This is a genomic window from Shinella sp. HZN7 (genome assembly GCF_001652565.1).
Lineage (GTDB): Bacteria > Pseudomonadota > Alphaproteobacteria > Rhizobiales > Rhizobiaceae > Shinella > Shinella granuli.
The window spans coordinates 548,394-566,682 of the sequence record NZ_CP015736.1; the positions used below are offsets into that span (position 1 = coordinate 548,394).

General features: G+C 67.1%; 14 protein-coding genes. 5 read left to right on the forward strand and 9 right to left on the reverse strand.

The genetic code is table 11. The features are described 5' to 3' along the window. Positions 1-128 precede the first annotated feature (128 nt). From ftsH to shn_RS02695, 4 genes are all read left to right on the forward strand, one after another. Positions 129-1,994 carry an ATP-dependent zinc metalloprotease FtsH gene (gene ftsH / locus shn_RS02680; protein ID WP_064329023.1) on the forward strand — a complete coding sequence of 622 codons (1,866 nt, stop codon included), beginning with the start codon at positions 129-131 and terminating at the stop codon, positions 1,992-1,994. Positions 1,995-2,189: 195 nt separating this feature from the next. Beyond that, positions 2,190-3,257 carry an HlyD family secretion protein gene (locus shn_RS02685; protein WP_064329024.1) on the forward strand — a complete coding sequence of 356 codons (1,068 nt, stop codon included), beginning with the start codon at positions 2,190-2,192 and terminating at the stop codon, positions 3,255-3,257. After that, the gene (gene rbbA / locus shn_RS02690; RefSeq protein WP_145925848.1) at positions 3,254-5,986 is read left to right on the forward strand and encodes a ribosome-associated ATPase/putative transporter RbbA; all 2,733 of its coding nucleotides are present in this window, start codon (positions 3,254-3,256) and stop codon (positions 5,984-5,986) included. The genes shn_RS02685 and rbbA overlap by 4 nt, the downstream gene beginning before the upstream one ends. Further along, the gene (locus shn_RS02695) at positions 5,986-7,098 is read left to right on the forward strand and encodes an ABC transporter permease (RefSeq protein ID WP_064329026.1); all 1,113 of its coding nucleotides are present in this window, start codon (positions 5,986-5,988) and stop codon (positions 7,096-7,098) included. Before rbbA ends, shn_RS02695 begins: the two co-directional genes overlap by 1 nt. A gap of 33 nt (positions 7,099-7,131) precedes the next feature. Here the strand turns inward: shn_RS02695 and shn_RS02700 are convergent, their stop codons facing one another. From shn_RS02700 to shn_RS02740, 9 genes are all read right to left on the reverse strand, one after another. Further along, positions 7,132-8,715: a GMC family oxidoreductase gene (locus tag shn_RS02700; protein ID WP_064329027.1), complete on the reverse strand. Its 1,584-nt coding sequence runs from the start codon at positions 8,713-8,715 to the stop codon at positions 7,132-7,134. A 7-nt stretch (positions 8,716-8,722) separates the two neighbouring features. Next, complete coding sequence (locus shn_RS02705) at positions 8,723-10,153, reverse strand: NAD-dependent succinate-semialdehyde dehydrogenase (RefSeq protein ID WP_064329028.1); 1,431 nt, start codon at positions 10,151-10,153, stop codon at positions 8,723-8,725. Beyond that, positions 10,143-11,132 carry a nitronate monooxygenase family protein gene (locus shn_RS02710; protein WP_064329029.1) on the reverse strand — a complete coding sequence of 330 codons (990 nt, stop codon included), beginning with the start codon at positions 11,130-11,132 and terminating at the stop codon, positions 10,143-10,145. The genes shn_RS02705 and shn_RS02710 overlap by 11 nt, the downstream gene beginning before the upstream one ends. A 22-nt stretch (positions 11,133-11,154) precedes the next feature. Continuing rightward, a complete protein-coding gene (locus tag shn_RS02715; protein WP_064329030.1) occupies positions 11,155-12,777 on the reverse strand; it encodes a class I adenylate-forming enzyme family protein in 1,623 nt (540 codons plus the stop codon). After that, a complete protein-coding gene (locus shn_RS02720) occupies positions 12,774-13,541 on the reverse strand; it encodes an enoyl-CoA hydratase/isomerase family protein (protein WP_064329031.1) in 768 nt (255 codons plus the stop codon). The genes shn_RS02715 and shn_RS02720 overlap by 4 nt, the downstream gene beginning before the upstream one ends. After that, positions 13,541-14,728, reverse strand: coding sequence for a CaiB/BaiF CoA-transferase family protein (locus shn_RS02725; protein ID WP_064329032.1), 1,188 nt, complete (start codon positions 14,726-14,728; stop codon positions 13,541-13,543). The genes shn_RS02720 and shn_RS02725 overlap by 1 nt, the downstream gene beginning before the upstream one ends. After that, on the reverse strand, positions 14,728-15,474 hold the full coding sequence (locus shn_RS02730; RefSeq protein ID WP_064329033.1) for an enoyl-CoA hydratase/isomerase family protein: 747 nt from the start codon (positions 15,472-15,474) through the stop codon (positions 14,728-14,730). The genes shn_RS02725 and shn_RS02730 overlap by 1 nt, the downstream gene beginning before the upstream one ends. Positions 15,475-15,482: 8 nt before the next feature. Next, complete coding sequence (locus shn_RS02735; RefSeq protein WP_064329034.1) at positions 15,483-16,409, reverse strand: hydroxymethylglutaryl-CoA lyase; 927 nt, start codon at positions 16,407-16,409, stop codon at positions 15,483-15,485. 79 nt (positions 16,410-16,488) lie between these two features. Next, positions 16,489-17,055 (reverse strand): MarR family winged helix-turn-helix transcriptional regulator, encoded by a 567-nt coding sequence (locus shn_RS02740; RefSeq protein ID WP_064329035.1) that lies wholly within the window; start codon positions 17,053-17,055, stop codon positions 16,489-16,491. Positions 17,056-17,232: 177 nt separating this feature from the next. Here shn_RS02740 and shn_RS02745 point away from each other — a divergent pair, with 177 nt between their 5' ends. Then, positions 17,233-18,276, forward strand: coding sequence for an ABC transporter substrate-binding protein (locus shn_RS02745; protein ID WP_064329036.1), 1,044 nt, complete (start codon positions 17,233-17,235; stop codon positions 18,274-18,276). Positions 18,277-18,289 lie beyond the last annotated feature (13 nt).

Below are 18,289 nucleotides of genomic sequence, written 5' to 3' on the forward strand. Positions count from 1 at the left end.
ACGCCGGCATGGTTTCCCATCGGCACGAATGGGCGTCGTCGGAGGAGCCCGTTTGATTGACGTCAAGGATACGGCCGCCGGGACGTGAAAGAAAGCAGGGCAGGCGATTTTGGACCCTGGGGACGGACATGGACCGGAAACACACGTTCAACATCGGTTACTTCCTTCTGGCGCTCGTTCTGTTCGGCGCGTTCCAGATGTGGCTGGCCTGGCGCGACGTCGCCCCGCTTTCCCATACCGAGCTGATGCGGATGGTGGACCAGGGCAAGGTGGCGTCGGTTACGATCACCGAGACGACGATCCAGGGCCGGTTCAAGGAACCGCAGGACGGCCGGAGCCTGTTCGTTTCCGCCCGCGTCGAGCCGGACGCGGCCGCCGCCTTCGAAAGGGCGGGAGTCCAGGTGACCGGCGGCACCGACAGCAATTGGCTCACCACGATCCTTTCCTGGGTTGTGCCGATGCTGCTCTTCTTCGGCATCTGGATGTTCCTGTTCCGCGGTTTCGCCGAGCGGCAGGGCATGGGCGGCCTCATCAACATCGGCAAGTCCAAGGCGAAGGTCTATCTCGAACGGGAGACCGGGGTGAGCTTCGAGGACGTCGCCGGGGTCGACGAGGCCAAGGTTGAACTGATGGAGATCGTGTCCTTCCTGAAGGACAAGGAGAAATACGGGCGTCTCGGCGCTCGGATTCCGAAGGGTATCCTGCTGGTCGGCCCGCCGGGGACCGGCAAGACCCTGATGGCGCGCGCGGTGGCGGGCGAGGCCGGCGTGCCGTTCTTCTCGATCTCCGGGTCCGAGTTCGTCGAGATGTTCGTCGGCGTCGGGGCCGCCCGGGTGCGCGATCTCTTCGAGCAGGCGCGCAAGGCGGCTCCCTGCATCATCTTCATCGACGAACTCGATGCGCTCGGCCGGGCGCGCACGCCGTTCAGCGGCTATGGCGGCGGCGACGAGAAGGAGCAGACGCTCAACCAGCTGCTTTCCGAACTCGACGGTTTCGATCCGCGCGTCGGCATCGTTCTGCTGGCGGCGACCAACCGGCCGGAAATACTCGATCCCGCGCTGACCCGCGCCGGTCGCTTCGACCGCCAGGTCGTGCTCGACCGGCCCGACCGCAAGGGACGCGAAGCCATCCTCAAGGTTCACATGAAGGCGGTGAGGACGGCGCCGGGACTGGATATCGGCGACATTGCCGGGATCACCCCCGGCTTCACCGGTGCTGACCTTGCCAATCTCGTCAACGAGGCGGCGATCTTTGCCACCCGCCGCGATGCCGACCAGGTGACCATGGCGGATTTTACCGAAGCGGTGGAGCGCATCGTCGCCGGCGCCGAGCGGCGGGGCCGGTTGCTCGGCCCGCTGGAGCGGGAACGCGTCGCCTATCACGAAATGGGCCACGCGCTCGCCGCCGCGTCGCTGACGAAGACCGATCCCGTCCACAAGGTCTCGATCATTCCGCGCTCGATCGGCGCGCTCGGCTACACCTTGCAGCGGCCGACCGACGACCGTTTCCTGATCACCGCCAGCGAATTGAAGGAGCGGATGGTCGTGCTGCTGGCCGGACGCGCGGCCGAGGAGGTCATCTACGGCGAGGTCTCGACGGGCGCTGCCGACGATCTCGCCAAGGCGACCGATGTCGCCCGCCAGAGCGTCACCCGCTTCGGCATGAGCGCTTCCGTCGGCCCGGCCGTGCTGGAGGAGGAAAAACAGCAATGGCTGGGCGACGGCGCCCGCCTCCATCCCCGGGACTATTCCGAAGCGACCGCACGGGAAGTCGATCTTGCGGTACGCGAGATTCTCGACGAGACCGACGCGGCGGCAAGGGATCTCCTGCGCTTCCGCATCGACGACCTCAAGGCTGGCGCCCGCCTGTTGCTTGAGCGCGAGACCATCACGCCGGACGATTTCCCGCCGCTGCGGCGCCGGGAAGAGACGTCGCAACGACGGGTCAATCCGCCGGCCACGGATCGCGCAGGGATTTCTTCATCGCGTTCCTGACCTGCACGATCCCGCCATGCGAAACGCTCCTTGATCTCCCGCTGCATTGACGCGGATCAAGGCCGCCGCGGCCGGGTTCTGGTTTTCATTTCGGAAGGATCGCAGGATAGCGGAGCACGGAGCCATGACAGCATCACGAGAGAGCAGCGGTGACGGGACCCCGGTGTTGCGGGCCGCGAACCGTACGGTCTCGCCATGAAGGCCGGCGGCTTCCGGCTCGGCGCCATCCTGCTCGCGGTCCTTGCCGCCGGTGGATATTATGCCTGGCAGCAATCCCGCAACGGCGCGTTGCCGCAAGGCCTGGCGCGCGGCAACGGGCGCATCGAGGCCGTCGAGATCGACATTTCGGCGAAGTCGCCGGGGCGGATCAGGGACATCCTCGTCGACGAAGGCGATCTCGTGAAGGCGGGCGACGTCCTTGCCCGCATGGATATGTCGGAGATGCAGGCCCGGCGCCGGCAGGCGGAGGCGCAGTTGCAGCGCGCGTCGATCGGCGTGGACACCGCCAGGACGCTGATCGTCCAGCGGGAGGCCGAAAGGACGGCCGCCGCCGCCGTGGTGACCCAGCGCGAGGCCGAGCACGACGTGGCGCAGCGCACGCTGGCGCGTTCGGAACAGCTTGCCGCCAGCAGCACGATCTCGCAGCAGATCCTCGACAACGGCCGCGCGGCCGAGCGCAGCGCCGCCGCCGCGGTCGCCGCGGCCGAGGCGCAGCTTGCGGCAAGCGATGCGGCGATCAACGCGGCGAAGGCGCTGGTCGTGGATGCCGAAGCCGCCGTCGATGCGGCGCGCGCGGCGATCGAGGCCATCGACACGGAAATCGACGACGGGACGCTGCGGGCGCCGCGCGACGGGCGCGTGCAGTATCGCGTCGCCCAGCCGGGCGAGGTGCTGGGCAGCGGCGGCCGGGTGCTCAACCTCGTCGATCTCGGCGATGTCTCCATGACGTTCTTCCTGCCGACGGCGGAGGCCGGCCGCGTCGCGATCGGCACGGAGGTCCGGCTCGTCCTCGACGCCGCGCCGCAATATGTCATCCCGGCGAGGGCAACATTCGTCGCGGATGTGGCGCAGTTCACGCCGAAGACGGTCGAGACCGAGGAGGAGCGCCAGAAGCTGATGTTCCGGATCAAGGCGAAGATCGCGCCGGAGCTGCTGCGCAAATATATCCAGCAGGTGAAGACCGGGCTTCCCGGCGTCGCCTATATCCGCATCGACCCCGAGGCCGAATGGCCCGCCGCCCTCCAGAAAAGCCTGCTGCAATGAGCGGGTCCCCGGTGGCCCGGCTGGAGAATGTCGGCCTTTCCTACGGCAGGACACGGGCGCTCGACGCCGTGACGCTGGACATTCCGGCCGGCTGCATGGTGGGCCTGATCGGGCCGGACGGCGTGGGCAAGTCCAGCCTGCTCTCGCTGGTCGCGGGCGCGCGGGCGATCCAGCAGGGCCGCATCGCGGTTCTCGGCGGCGACATGGCGCGGTCCGCCCACCGGCACGGCGTCTATCCGCGCATCGCCTACATGCCGCAGGGTCTCGGGCGCAACCTCTATCCGACCCTTTCCGTCTTCGACAACATCGACTTCTTCGGCCGGCTTTTCGGTCATGGCCGGCAGGAGCGGGAGCGCCGCATCGCCGAGCTTCTGGACGATACCGGGCTCGCCCCTTTCGCGGAGCGCCCTGCCGGAAAACTCTCGGGCGGCATGAAGCAGAAGCTCGGCCTCTGCTGCGCCCTGATCCACGACCCGGACCTCCTGATCCTCGACGAGCCGACGACCGGCGTCGATCCGCTGGCGCGCCGGCAATTCTGGCAGTTGATCGAACGGATCCGCTTGAGCCGCGAGGGCATGAGCGTGATCGTCGCCACCGCCTATATGGAGGAGGCCGCGTGCTTCGACTGGCTGGTGGCCATGGATGGCGGGCGGATCCTCGCCTGCGGCCCGCCGGCCGAGCTTCTCCGGCGCACGGGCACCACCGACCTCGACGCCGCCTTCATCGCCCTCCTGCCCGCCGCAAAACGCGACGGCTACCGGAAGGTCGTCATCCCGCCGCGCCCGGCCGGCGGCGGCGAGGAGACCGCCATCGAGGCGGAGCATCTGAGCATGCGGTTCGGTGATTTCACGGCCGTCGACGATGTGAGCTTCCGCATCGCGCGCGGCGAGATTTTCGGCTTCCTCGGCTCGAACGGCTGCGGCAAGACGACCACCATGAAGATGCTGACCGGCCTTCTGGAGGCAAGCGGCGGCCGGGCGAGGCTGTTCGGCCGGGATATCGATCCGCGCGACCTCACGATCCGGCGGCGCGTTGGCTATATGTCGCAGGGCTTCTCCCTCTATTCGGAACTCACGGTCCGCCAGAATCTCGAACTGCACGCCCGCCTTTTCGGCCTTCCCGCGGAAACGATCCCGGCGCGGGTCGGGGAGACGGCCGGACAATTCGAGCTTGCCGGCCACATGGACGCGCTGCCCGGCGCCCTGCCGCTCGGCATCCGCCAGCGGCTATCGCTGGCGGTCGCGACCATCCATGCGCCCGATATCCTGATCCTCGACGAGCCGACCTCCGGCGTCGATCCCGTCGCGCGCGACGGCTTCTGGCGCATCCTCGCCGACCTGTCGCGGCGCCAGGGCGTCACGATCTTCGTGTCGACCCATTTCATGAACGAGGCCGAGCGCTGCGACCGCATTTCGCTGATGCATGCCGGAAAGGTTCTCGTCAGCGACACGCCGGCGGCCATCGTCGCCAGCCGCTCGGCCGAGACGCTGGAGGCCGCCTTCGTCGGCTATCTGGAGGACGCCACGGCGGCGCAGGCGGCCACCGTCTCCGCACCGGCGGCACCGCCCTCGCACGACGAAACCCCGCGCGCCCGATCGCGTTTTTTCGATTTCCGCCGCATGTTCGCCTATACGCGGCGCGAAACGCTCGAACTCGTGCGCGACCCGATCCGGGCGACGCTCGCCACCATCGGCAGCCTGATCCTGATGTTCGTGATCGGCTACGGCATCAACATGGATGTCGAGAACCTGTCCTTCGCCATCCTCGACCACGACGACACCGCCATCAGCCGGGATTACGGGCTCCAGCTCTCGGGCTCGCGCTTCTTCACCGAAAGGCCGCCGCTCATCGGCTATGCCGACATGGACCGGCGCATGGAAAGCGGCGAGGTCAGCCTCGCGCTGGAAATCCCGCCGGGCTTCGGGCGTGACCTGGCGCGCGGCCGCACCGTCGCCATCGGCGCCTGGATCGACGGCGCGATGCCGGCGCGGGCCGAGACCGTTCGTGGCTATGTCGAAGGCATGCACATGACCTGGCTGGCGCAGAAGGCGCGCGAGATCTACGGCAAGGATGCCGCGCAAGGCGATTTCCGGTTCGAGGTCCGCTATCGCTACAATCCGGACGTGCGCAGCCTCGACGCCATGGCGCCGGCCGTCATCCCGATGCTGCTGTTGATGATCCCGTCCATGCTGGCAGTGCTGAGCGTGGTGCGCGAGAAGGAACTGGGCTCGATCGTCAATTTCTACGTCACGCCGGTGACGCGGCTGGAATTCCTCATCGGCAAGCAGATCCCCTATGTGGCCGTGGCGATGCTGAATTTCCTGCTGCTGGCGGCCTTCGCCGTCGTCGTGTTCACCGTGCCCTTCACCGGCAGTTTCGCGACCCTTGCGGCAGCGGCGTTCCTCTATGTCATCGTGGCGACCGCCATGGGGCTCGTCCTCTCCACCTTCCTGAACAGCCAGATCGCGGCGATCTTCGGCACCGCGCTCGTCACCATGATCCCGGCCGCGCAATATTCCGGCCTCATCGATCCCGTCTCCTCGCTCCAGGGTTTCGGGGCCTTCATCGGCCATATCTACCCGACGACCTATTTCGTCACCATCGCGCGCGGCACCTTCTCCAAGGCGCTCGGTTTTGCGGACCTGTCGGGCGCCTTCGTGCCGCTGCTGATCGCCATTCCGGTCCTCATCGGCCTCGGCGCGGCGTTCCTCAGAAAGCAGGCACGCTGATGCGGGCGGCGAACATCCTCCATCTCGGCATCAAGGAACTGCGCGGCCTGTTGCGCGATCCGATGCTGCTGGTGCTGATCGTCTACGCCTTCACGGCCGCGATCTACACGGCTTCGAAGGCGATGCCGGAAACGCTGAACCGGGCGCCGATCGCCATCGTCGACGAGGACCGCTCGGCGGTGTCGACGCGCATTGCCGGCGCCTTCTATCCGCCCTATTTCCTCGCCCCGGCGCTCATTTCCCAGCAGGAGATGGACAGCCGCATGAATGCCGGCCTCGACACGTTCGCGCTCGACATCCCGCCGAACTTCCAGCGCGATCTCCTCGCCGGCCGCGCGCCGGCCCTCCAGCTCAACATAGACGCGACACGCATGTCGCAGGCCTTCACCGGCGGGGGCTATGTGCAGTCGATCGTATCGGGCGAGATCGGCGAATTCCTCGCCGGCCATCGGTCCGAGGCTGTCCTGCCCGTCACCCTCGACCTGCGCGCCCGCTTCAATCCGGAATTGAACAAGGGATGGTTCGGCGCGATCAGCGACGTCATCACCTCGATCACCATGCTGTCGATCGTCCTTACTGGCGCCGCGCTCATCCGCGAGCGCGAGCACGGCACCATCGAGCACTTGTTGGTAATGCCGGTGACGGCCTTCGAGATCATGGTGAGCAAGGTCTGGTCGATGGGCCTCATCGTGCTGGCGGCGTCCGCCTTCTGCCTCGTCTTCGTGGTGGAGGGGCTGCTCGCCGTGCCGGTCAACGGTTCGCTGCTCCTCTTCCTTGCCGGCGCCGCGCTCGACATCTTCGCCATGACCTGCCTCGGCATCTTCCTCGCCACCATCGCCGGCTCGATGCCGCAATTCGGGCTCCTGCTGATGATGGTGCTGATGCCGCTGCAGCTGCTGTCGGGCGGCGTCACCCCGCGCGAAAGCATGCCTGATGTCATCCAGTTCATCATGCTCGCCGCGCCCAACACGCATTTCGTGATGCTGGCGCAGGCCGTGCTGTTCCGCGGTGCCGGGCTCGATGTGGTGTGGCCGCAACTGGCCGCCATGTTCCTTATCGGCGCGGCGCTGTTCGTCTTCTCACTAAGCCATTTCCGGAATTTCCTCAGATAACATCAACAGTTCAAATGGGTATGCAAGCGCAGGTCATTGCTGGCCCAGCAGGAAGTCGGAGCACCGTTCCGCGATCATGATGCAGGGCGCATTCGTGTTGCCGCTCACGAGGGTGGGCATGATCGAGGCGTCGGCGATGCGCAGGCGCGGGATACCTTGCACCCGCAGCCGGTTGTCGACGACCGACAGCCGGTCCTGGCCCATCCTGCAGGTGCCGGCCGGGTGGTAGACGGTCTTGGCATTGGCCCGCGCATGCGCCTCGAAGTCCGCATCGGACGACTTGTCGTCTCCTGGGGCCAGTTCCCGGAAGCCGAGGGCCTTCATGGCGGGAGCGGCGAGAATCTCGCGCGAGAGCCTGATGCCGCGCACCAGGGTGTCGACGTCTTCCCGGGCGACCAGGTTGTTGCCGACGAAATGGATCGGATCCTCCACCCGGTTGCTGCGCAGCGAAACCTTGCCGCGCGAGACGGGGCGCAGGATGCAGGGATTGATCGAGACGCCGTGGCCCTCCATCTGGCCGCGGGTGGCATCGCCCACAAGAGTGGGCGTGACGTGGATCTGGATGTCGGGCCGCCCGCCGCCGCTCGTGTCGATGAAGCCGCCGCTTTCCACGACATTCGACGACAAGAGGCCGGACCGCCCGAACAGATAACGAAGTCCGTTTGCGACGGCATTCAGGCCCTTGTCCTGGTCCTTCAGCGAGATCGGCCGATCGGTGATGCCGTAGACGGAGACGGCGATGTGGTCCTGGAAATTCTCGCCGACACCGGGAAGCTCGCGGACGACCGGGATGCCATGCTGCGCGAGCATCTCGCCCGGGCCGATGCCGGACAACATCAGGATTTTCGGCGTGGCGAGCGCCCCGGCGCAAAGAATGACCTCCTCTTTCGCCCGCGCTTCGAAAATGCTGCCGTCCCGCCGACGATAGGCAAGGCCGGCCGCCGCGCCGTTCTCCAGGATGATCTTCGTCGCGATGCTCTCCGTGCTGATGTCCAGGAGAGGGGAGCGGCGCACCGCCTTCAGGTAGGTCACCGCCGTGGAGCCGCGCCGGGCATTGGTCGTCGTCGTCTGGTAGAAGCCGACGCCGTCCTGCCGGGCGCCGTTGAAATCGTGTGAATAGGCAAGGCCGACCTGCTGCGCGGCCCGCACGAAGGCCGCGCTGATCGGATGGCGGAAGCGGGGCTCGGAGACCTTCAGGGGACCGCCGGTGCCGTGATAGTCGTCGGCGAGAACCTCGTTGTCCTCCGAACGGCGGAAGACCGGCAGCACGTCCTCGTATCCCCAACCCTCGCAGCCGAGGTCGCGCCAGGTGTCATAGTCCTCGGCCTGGCCGCGGATGTAGATCATCGCGTTGACGGACGAGCCGCCGCCGAGCGTCCTGCCTTGCGGCACGAGCAGGACCCGGTTGTTGGAGCCTGGTTCCGGCTCGGTGGCGTACATAAAAGTCCGCTGGGTGCCGAGAACCTTCACGAAGGTGGCGGGGATGTGGATATAGGGCGTGTTGTCGGCAGGCCCCGCTTCGAGAAGCAGGACGCTCTTGCCTGCCGTCACGAGCCGGTTTGCGAGAACGCAGCCGGACGAGCCGCCGCCGGCGATGATGTAGTCGTAGCTTTTCATCAGGCGCTCACAGGCCGATATGGCTGACGAACTTCGTCGTCAGGTAGGCATCGAGCGTTTCGCTGCCGCCCTCGCTGCCGTAGCCGCTCTCCTTGAGGCCGCCGAACGGCGTTTCCGCGGCCGCAAGGCCGAAATGGTTGATCGAGACCATGCCGGCTTCAAGCTCGGTCGAAAACCGGTCGGCCGTGGCGAGCGAGCGGGTGAAGCCGAAGGCGGCGAGGCCGAAGGGCAGGCGGTTGGAGCGCCGGATCGCCTCGTCGATATCGGAAACGCGCACGAGCGCCGCGAGCGGGCCGAACGGCTCGTCATTCATGATCGCTGCGTCTTCCGGCACGTCGCTGAGCACCGTCGGCTCGAAGAAATAGCCGCTGTTGCCGATGCGCTTGCCGCCGCATTCCAGCCGGGCGCCATGCGAGACGGCGTCGTCCACGAAGCGCGCCATCGCATCGAGCCGCCGGGCGTGCGTGAGCGGGCCCATCTGTACGCCGTCCGACAGGCCGTCGCCGACCTTGATGGCGCGCGCGCCGGCCACGAAGCCCGACCGGAAGGCGTCGTAGACGTCTTCCTCGATGTAGAAGCGGGTGGGCGCGGCGCAGACCTGGCCGGCATTGCGGTATTTCAGCATCAGGCCGAGCTTGACGGCGGCCTCGACATCCGCGTCCTTCGCGACGATGTAGGGCGCATGGCCGCCGAGCTCCATCGTCGCGCGCTTGACCCCGGCGGCGGCCATCGCCCCGAGCTTCTTGCCGACCGGAACGGAGCCGGTGAACGAGATCTTTCGAATGACCGGCGAGGCGATGAGGTGCTCGGAAACCTCGGCGGCGGGGCCGAAGACGATGCCGAGCACACCCGGCGGCAGGCCGGCATCCTGGAAGGCGCGGGCAAGCGCGATACAGGCGGACGGCGCCTCCTCCGGCGGCTTGGCGATGATCGAGCACCCGCTGGCGAGCGCGGCGGAGACCTTGCGCACGAGCTGGTTGATCGGGAAGTTCCAGGGGGTGAACGCGGCGACCGGCCCCACGGGCTCGCGCAGGACGACCTGGCGTGCGCCGGGCACGCGCGCGGGGATGACGCGGCCATAGGCGCGCCGGCCCTCCTCGGCATGCCATTCGATGTGCTCGGCGGCGGCATTCGCTTCGCCGCGCGCCTCGGCGATCGGCTTTCCCTGCTCCCGGGACATGAGCTGCGCCATGGTTTCGGCGCGCTCTCGCACAAGGGCGGCCGCCTTGTGCAGGATCTTCGCGCGTTCGAGGGCGGTGGTCCTGCGCCAGGTTTCGAAACCCTGCTGCGCCGCTTCCAGCGCCGCGTCGAGGTCGGCGTGCTCGCACAAGGCGAGTTGCGCGATCACTTCGCCGGTTGCCGGATTGTGAACCCCGGCCGATCGGTTGCCGACGGGCGCGCGCCATTCGCCGTTGATGAGAAGCGGTTTATCCAGCATGGCTCAGTCCTTCATGAGAGCGTGTCATGGGGCGGGGCAGGGCGGAAAGCGCCGCCGCATAGTCCCGCGCGATGGCGGCGACGATGTCCGCCGCCGGTAGGATGTCGTCGACGAGGCCTGCGCTCTGGCCGGCCTCGACCTTGCCGTTCTCGACATCGCCGTCGAAGGCCGCGGCCTTGAGCGAGGCGGCGGCGAAGAGCGCCTTGCGCTCCTCCAATTGCCGTCCTTCCGCTTCCGCCGCCCCCATCCGTTCGCCAAAGTCGTTGCGCAGGATGCGGATCATGCCGAGGCCGTGGCCGACCACCATCGTGTCGGTGACGGAGGCGGACAGCAGGCGCCGGCTGTAGGCGGCGTGCAGGCGTGCCTCGCAGGACAACATGAAGCGCGTGCCGAACTGCGCCGCGCCGGCCCCCAGCGCCAGGGCGGCGGCAAGGCCGTATCCATCGGCAAAGCCGCCGCTGAGGATGAGCGGCATGCCGGGCACGGCCCTTGCGATCGCACGGCCGAGAACGAGCGTGGAGACGAGGTCCGGCGGAGGGTGGCCGCCGGCTTCCCCGCCGACGGCGATCAGGCCGTCGACACCGGCCGCCGCTGCCTTGGCCGCATGCTCCGCACCGGCGACCACATGCAGGCAGACGGTGCCGATGGCCTTGAACCGCTCGAGGTAGCGCTTCGGTCCGCCCTGGGAGGCGATGAGCACGGGTACCCGCTTTTCGACGAGGAGGTCCAGGATCTCGTCGGCGCCCTTGCGATAGAGCGGCAGGTTGACGGCGAACGACCTGTCCGTGCCCGCCCGCACCGCATCGATCGCCGCGGCGAGGTCGTGCGCATACATGGGACCTGCGGCGATCACGCCGAGACCGCCGGCAGCCGACACGGCAAGCGGCAGGGCCGCGTTGGACGATGCCCACGACATGCCGGCCTGGATGATCGGAAGGTCGATGCCGAGAAGCCGCGTCACATCGGTTTCGATCCGCATGGGGGTTTCTATCCGCATGGGGTCACGCTCCGATCAGCTTGCGGGCGTGTTCGGCGAGCTGCTTCTTCTGGATCTTGGCGCTTGCCGTCATGCCGATCGCTTCGAAGCTCTCAACGATCCAGACATGGCGCGGCACCTTGAAGCCGGCCATGTTGGCCTTCGCCCAGTCCATGATTTCCGCCGGTTCGGCCCTGGCGCCCTCCTTCAGGATGACGAAGGCGCCGGTCACCTCGACGAGGCGTTCGTCCGGCACGCCGACCACCGCCGCCTGGCGGATCGCCGCATGGCGATGCAGGACATTCTCCACATCGGCCGGCGAGACGTTCTCGCCGCCGACGCGCACGATCTCCTTGGCGCGGCCGAGGAAGGTCAGCCTGCCGTTCTCGTCCAGCACGCCGAGATCGCCGGTGGACAGCCAGCCGTCGGCCGAGAGCGCGGCCCGCGTTTCGGCGGGCTTGTCGAAATATTCCTGCATGACGCTCCAGCCGCGCACGAGGATTTCCCCCGGTTCGCCGCAGGCGGCATCCTCGCCGTCTTCCTTCAGGATGCGGACGTCGATGCCCGGTTGCGGCCGCATGGCGGCGGATATGCGGACGGCCTCCGGCTCCCACCAGGAGGATTGCGCGACGTTCGGCGCGGCTTCCGAAAGCCCGTAGCCGACGACGCATTCGCCCGCGCCGAGCTCGTCGATGACGCGGGCGACGATGGTCGGCGAGGCGGCGAGCCAGGCGCCGCGCAGGACGAGGCGTCGCGCCGGGCGCTCGGGATGGCTGAGCAGCATCAGCGCCATCGTGTCGTTGCCGGAGAAATGCGTGCAGCGCTCGGCCTCCATCAGGCGCAGCGCCTCGCCCGGCTCGAACCGGTCCATGGAGACGAGCGTCGCCATGTGCTGGAGGCAGGAGAGGATGGAGAGCGTCGTGCCTGCGACGTGGAAGAACGGCCGGGCGCTATGGAACCGGTCGCCGACGCGAAGGCCCATGCGATGACCGGAGACGAAGGCGTTGCCCAGCATGCTGCGCTGGGTCAGGAGAACGCCTTTCGGAAAGGATGTGGTGCCGGACGTATACTGGATGAGCAGCGGGTCGTTGGCCTCGCCCTGTGCCTGCGCGGGCTCGGCGCCGCTTGCGAGCAAGGCCTCCCAGGCGAGGGCCGCAGGCGGCACGTTGTCTCCGATGACGATCAATTGCCTGAGATCGGGAAGGGCGGGGGCGGGCAGCCGGTCGGTGAGCGCGGGGTCGATCTGCCGCAGCAGGCCGATGAAATCGATCTTGAGGAACCGGTCGCAGAGGATGAGGCGCGAGACCTTCGACTGGGAAAGCGCATAGGCCATCTCGGCGGCGACGAAGCGGGTGTTGATCGGCACGGTCACCGCGCCGAGCGAGCCGATCGCCAGAAAGATCGCCACCCAGCGCGTGGAATTGCCGAGGCAAAGGCCGATGTGCTCGCCCTTCTTCACACCCTGTGCTGCAAGTCCGTCGCGGATGCGTGCGACCTCGGCGGCGAGCGCGGCATAGGTCAGCCGCCCGTCCGCCGCCACGACGGCCTCCACATCGCCGGCAAGCGTTGCGGCCCGTGCCAGTGCGGCGGAGATCGTCGTTGCGCAGAGCGCGTCTATGTCGAAGGGGAGGGCGTCGCCAGCGGTCATTCCTTGGCTCCCACGCTGTTTGCGAAGCGGTTGAGGCCATCGCGCCAGCCGCCGTCCGCCAGGCACCGCTCGATCGCGGCCATTTCGACGCGAATGCCGTTATTGAGGTCGGTTTCGCTGCCGAGATCCACCGCCTGCTTGGTCAGCGCCATGGCAAGCGGCGGCGCGGCGGCGATCGCCTCGGCGATGCTGGCGATGGTTTCGACCAGGGCCTCCGCTGGCACGATACGGGCGACGAGGCCAAGCTGGTAGGCCTCCTCGACCGGCATGGTGCGGCCAGTGAACAGGAGTTCCTTGGCCCGCATCTTGCCGATCGTGCGTTGCAGGCGCTGCGTTGCGCCGACCGTGCCCCATTGCGGCTCGGGGAAGCGGAAGGTCGTCCTGTCCGATGCGATGACGAAATCGCAGCTCATCAGGATCTCGCCGCCGGAGCCGACCACGGGGCCTTGCGTTGCCGCGACCACCGGCTTGCGGCAGCGGGCAATGGCGTCGTAGGCGGCGAAGGAGGCGCGCCGCCGGGCGATCACCCAGGCCTCGTCCCGGCCGTTGCGCTCCTTCAGATCCGCTCCGGCGCAGAAGACGGGACCGTTCGCCGAAAGCACGACGGCGCGGATGTCGGCATCGGCATCGAGCGCCTCGAAAATCTCCTTCAGGACAAGGCACATCGGCAGGTTGAGGGCGTTGCGCGCTTCCGCGCGGTCCAGGACCACATGGGCGACACCCTCCTCGCGCCGCAGGAGAACCGGGGGTTTCGCTTTGCTCATCAGATCACTCCCTCATTCCTCAGCCGGTCTATGGTCTCGGCCGGCATGCCCAGTTCCCCGGCAAGCAGCGCCGCCGTGTCCGCACCGAGCGGCGGCGGGCAGCCGATGGCGGGATCCTCGTAACCCGCAAAGCGCAGCGGCGTGCGCAAGGCGCGGACGGCGCCCTCCTCCGGGTGGTCGAACGTGCCGACCACGCCGCGGGCCTCGCTGTGGGGATCGCTCAGGATCTCGCGGACCGTGTTCACCTCGCCGGCCGGCACGCCGCGGTCTCGCAGCGCCTCGGCGAGCGTTGCGCGTTCGCGCTGCGCGATCGCCTGCCGCATGCCCGCCATCACCCGTTCGCGGGCGGCGACGCGGGCGGCGTTCTTCTTCAAGGCCGCGTCGGCGGCAAGTTCGTCGAGGCCGAGGACCTCGCAGATATCGTCCCAGTGCTGGTCGCTGCCGCTGATATGCAGCCATGTGCCGTCGGCGCACTGGAACGCCGCGGAGGGAACACGGCCCGGATGCTCCGTTCCCGAGCGGCCGATATCCTCGTCCAGCGCGAAGAGGCGGGCGGCGGCAAGCGCCAGGAGGCTCGTCTGGACATCCATCATCGACAGGTCGACATGGCATCCCCGGCCGCTGCGCCCGCGCCCGACCAGCCCCGTCAGGATCGCGATCGCGATCCACAGGCCCGAGGTCATGTCCGAGACCGGAATGCCGGCCTTGGCGGGCGGCGCGTCGGGATGGCCGGTGAGATGCATGATGCCGGAGAGCGCCTGGAAGATCGTGTCGTAACCGTTGCGCAGGCGATAGGGCCCGGTCTGCCCGAAGCCGGTATTGGAGACATAGACGAGGCCGGGATTGCGGCGGGAGAGCGCGTCGTAGCCGAGATTGAAGCGGTCCATCTCGCCGGGCAGGAAGTTCTCCAGAACGACGTCGTGCGTCTCCGCCAGCCTGGCGGCGATCTCCTGTCCTTCCGGCGATTTCAGGTTCAGCGTCATGGAGCGCTTGGCGCGGTTGAACGCGAAGAAATAGGCGCTTTCGCCGCGGGGCAGCCGGGGCTCGAACAGGCGGGATTCATCGCCCGTGCCCGGCCGCTCGACCTTCGTCACCTCCGCGCCGAGCTCGGCGAGGATCTGCGTCGCCATGGGGCCGGCGAGCACGCGGGAAAAATCGAGGATGCGAATGCCTTCCAGCGGCTTCATCAGCACTCCTCCCGGAAGCTGCGCATCTGCGCGTTGACGGTGCGCCCGGCCGCCATCGCCTCGTCATAGGAGAGGTCGGCGACGCGATAGTACAGCGACTTGACGGCGGCCATCGCCTTCGGATGCGCGGCCGCCCATTGCCCGGCGATATCGAGGGCCGCCTCGACGACCGCCTCCGGCGCGACGATCCGGTTGACGAGGCCGAGGGCGCGTGCCTCCTCGGCCCCGATGAGGCGGCCGAGGCTGACCATCTCGAAGGCCGCCTTGCGGCCGAGCGAACGTTGCAGGCCGGTCATTACCAATGCCGGCACGATGGAATGCTTCAGCTCGGGATAGCCGAATTTCAGGTCCGTGCCGGCCACCATCATGTCGCAACCGATCGCCAGTCCGGCGCCGCCGCCGACGGCCGCGCCGCGCACGGCCGAAACGACCGGTTTGGAAAGGCGCTGCATCATCGCCTGGGTCCGGCAGGTGAGGTCGGCGCGCTTTTCCACGAGCTCCTGGTTGGCCGGCGTCAGGGTGGAGAACTCCGCCAGATCCGCTCCCGCGCAAAAGGCCCGTCCCGTCCCCGTCAGCACGACCGCCCGCACGGCCCCGTCGGCGTCCGCGGCCAGCAGCGCGTCATGCAGCGCCTGCGTCAGGGCCGTGTCGAGGGCATTCAGCTTGTCGGGCCGGTTGAGCGAGAGGATGCGGACCGGGCCGCGGTCTTCGCTGATGAGGATGGGTGAAGCGTCAGTCTGTGTCATGAGAAATCCTACGCTGCCAGATGGCCGAAACCGGTCCGCGCCACCTTGCTCTGCAATTCGCGCCCAAGCGCCTGTTCGCATTGCAGTGAGGCGGCCTGGAGCCTGTCGATGTCGATGCCGGTCGCAATGCCCTCGGCCTCGAAGAGATTGACGAGATCTTCCGTCGCCACATTGCCGGTATAGCCGCCGCCATAGCGGATCTGGGCGGGATGGCCGCCGACGCCGCCGATGGCGCTGTCGAACCAGCGGCAGCCGGCCTCATAGGCGGCCATGCAATTGGCGATGCCGGTGCCGCGCGTGTCGTGGAAATGGGCGATGGGCGTGACGTCGGGCACCTCGGCCATGGCGCGGGCAAAGAGGCGGCGCACGCTGCCAGGCGTGCCGTGGCCGGTCGTGTCGCAGATGGAGACGTGGCGCACGCCGAGGTCGGAGAAGGCCTTCAGGTCGCCGATGACGGATGCCGGGTCGACCCGGCCTTCGAAGGGGCAGCCGAGCGCCATGGAGATCACGCCGATCAGGCGGAACCGGCCGTCCGCCAGCGCGACCATCTCGGCGATGTTGCGCCATTGCTGCTCGCGCGTCGTGCGCAGGTTCTTCTCGGTGTGCGCCTGTGTCGCCGACACCAGCAGGCTTATCTCCTCCGGTCCATGGCCGGCTTCACGATCCCCGATTGCCCGTCTGACGGCATGAAGGTTGGGGCAGGTGGCCTTGTAGGCCGTGCCCGGCCGGCGGCGGATGCCGGCCAGCACGTAGCTGGCATCGGCGAAAACCGGCACATGGCGGGGGCTGCTGTAGCTCGTCGCTTCCACGCGCGGGAAGCCGGCTTCGGAAATGGTGTCGATCAGGGCGATCTTGGTTTGCGTGGAAAGGTCCGTCGTTTCGTGCTGCAAGCCGTCCCTTGCAAAGCACTCGCAGATTGTCAGCGCCTCCGACATCTCGATCCTCCCGGTTTCCTTGGAGGTAGTGATGCGAAATTTAGTTCATATTGTCAACTATAATTCTGGCGATGCATGTTCACTCCTCGTCCAGTTCGCGCAGATCCTCCTGGGACGCCCTGGTTTTCAGATCGTGGAAATAGTGCGCGCTGTTGCGCCCCACCCGCTGCAGGAGTTCGATCAGGATCTGCCGTTCGGCGTGGCTGAGTGTCGAGAGCATGTTTTCGTTGCGCTCGAAGGCGTCGGCCAGGATCGCCTGCGACAGGTCCAGCCCTTCCGGGCTGAGCTTGAGCAGGATGCTGCGTCCGTCCTCGGGATTGGCGGTCTTCAGGATGTAGCCGCGCTCGATCATCGACGAAACCGTCCGGCTCATCTGGCTTTTCAGCAGTCCGCTATGTTTTGCCAGTTCCTGGAGCGGCACTTCGCCGAGATATTTGAGGACGGCGAGCGCGCGCCATTCGCGTGCGGTGATGCCGTATTTCGGCCGGATCGAAAGGGCTGCGATGCGGGTGGAAAGCCCGGCCAGTCGCTGCAGTTCGAAGGAGAACAGGTCCCGTATGTCCGGTTCGCTCTTCTGGGGCGCCAGGTGTCCGCGAAAGAAATTGCCGTCGGAGCGGTCCGTCATGTTTTCGACTTTCTTATTCAAATGGTTGCTCCTTACGGTTCCCGCCGGGCGATTTTATGCACAGAAATTTAGTTGACAAGGTGAACAATATAGTTCATCTCATTAACCAGATTGGCACGCAGGGAACGGAATGTCGATCATGCATTCGGGCCGTGGAGGATGGCTCCGGCCGGGCATCACCAGAGGAGGAACTTGGTAATGGCATCGTGTAATCGCGCATTCTTGACCATCGCCGCGACAGCGGGCGTGCTCTCCTTCGCCGGCGTCGCTGCGGCGCAGGACGTCCTCACCGTCGCCGGCTTCGGCGGCAACCTTCAGACAGACCTGCGCAAGACGATCTGGCAGCCCGCGGCCGATGCCGCAGGCGTCGAATTGCGCGAGGAGACCCATGACGGGCTTGCCGCCGTGCGGGTGCAGGTCCAGTCCGGCTCCCCGACCTGGGATGTCGTGCATCTCGGCGCGGACGAATGCGCGGTCGGCGGCAAGGAAGGGCTTTTCGAGCCGCTCGACTACGGCACGATCAGCACGAAGGGTTTTGACGCGCGCGGATACGGCGAGCACTGGATCGCGACGAACACCTATTCCGTCGTCCTGGCCTGGCGCACCGATGTCTACAAGGACAAGGAGCCGGCAAGCTGGCAGGATTTCTGGAACGCGGAGGCCTTTCCCGGCCGTCGCGCGCTCAGCACCTATCCGCAGGAAATGATGGAGATCGCGCTCATCGCCGACGGCGTCGACAAGGACAGCCTCTATCCGCTCGACACCGAGCGGGCGCTCGCGGCCCTTGAGAAGATCAAGGCCAATGTCGGCGTCTGGTGGTCGTCCGGGGCGCAATCCGCCCAGCTCCTCAAGGATGGCGAGGTCGACATGATGGCGATCTGGGGCAGCCGCGTGGCATCGGTGATCACGGACGGGGCGCCTGTCAAGTTCACCTACCAGGATGCGATCCTCGGTTACGGCTGCCTGGCGATCCTCAAGGGCGCGCCGCACGCGGCGAGCGCCCAGAAGTTCATCGCCGGCGTCGTGTCGCCCGAAGTTCAGGCGCGCATTCCGGAAATGATGCCCTATTATGGCCCGACCAACAGCCTGGCCTTCGAGGTGAAGGCGTTTTCGCCGGAGGTGCTGGCGCAATCCAACATGTCGCCGGAAAACGTCAAGAAGCAGACCTTTCTCGACGCCAACTGGTGGCGTGACAACAACGAGCTGGTTCGCGAGGACTACAGCCTGTTGATGTCGAACTGATCGAACGAGCCGG

Coding starts and splice junctions, on each gene's coding strand:
- ftsH (WP_064329023.1), top strand. CDS start 129: ATGGACCGGAAACACACGTTCAACATCGGTTACTTCCTTCTGGCGCTC.
- shn_RS02685 (WP_064329024.1), top strand. CDS start 2,190: ATGAAGGCCGGCGGCTTCCGGCTCGGCGCCATCCTGCTCGCGGTCCTT.
- rbbA (WP_145925848.1), top strand. CDS start 3,254: ATGAGCGGGTCCCCGGTGGCCCGGCTGGAGAATGTCGGCCTTTCCTAC.
- shn_RS02695 (WP_064329026.1), top strand. CDS start 5,986: ATGCGGGCGGCGAACATCCTCCATCTCGGCATCAAGGAACTGCGCGGC.
- shn_RS02700 (WP_064329027.1), bottom strand. CDS start 8,715: ATGAAAAGCTACGACTACATCATCGCCGGCGGCGGCTCGTCCGGCTGC.
- shn_RS02705 (WP_064329028.1), bottom strand. CDS start 10,153: ATGCTGGATAAACCGCTTCTCATCAACGGCGAATGGCGCGCGCCCGTC.
- shn_RS02710 (WP_064329029.1), bottom strand. CDS start 11,132: ATGCGGATCGAAACCGATGTGACGCGGCTTCTCGGCATCGACCTTCCG.
- shn_RS02715 (WP_064329030.1), bottom strand. CDS start 12,777: ATGACCGCTGGCGACGCCCTCCCCTTCGACATAGACGCGCTCTGCGCA.
- shn_RS02720 (WP_064329031.1), bottom strand. CDS start 13,541: ATGAGCAAAGCGAAACCCCCGGTTCTCCTGCGGCGCGAGGAGGGTGTC.
- shn_RS02725 (WP_064329032.1), bottom strand. CDS start 14,728: ATGAAGCCGCTGGAAGGCATTCGCATCCTCGATTTTTCCCGCGTGCTC.
- shn_RS02730 (WP_064329033.1), bottom strand. CDS start 15,474: ATGACACAGACTGACGCTTCACCCATCCTCATCAGCGAAGACCGCGGC.
- shn_RS02735 (WP_064329034.1), bottom strand. CDS start 16,409: ATGTCGGAGGCGCTGACAATCTGCGAGTGCTTTGCAAGGGACGGCTTG.
- shn_RS02745 (WP_064329036.1), top strand. CDS start 17,233: ATGGCATCGTGTAATCGCGCATTCTTGACCATCGCCGCGACAGCGGGC.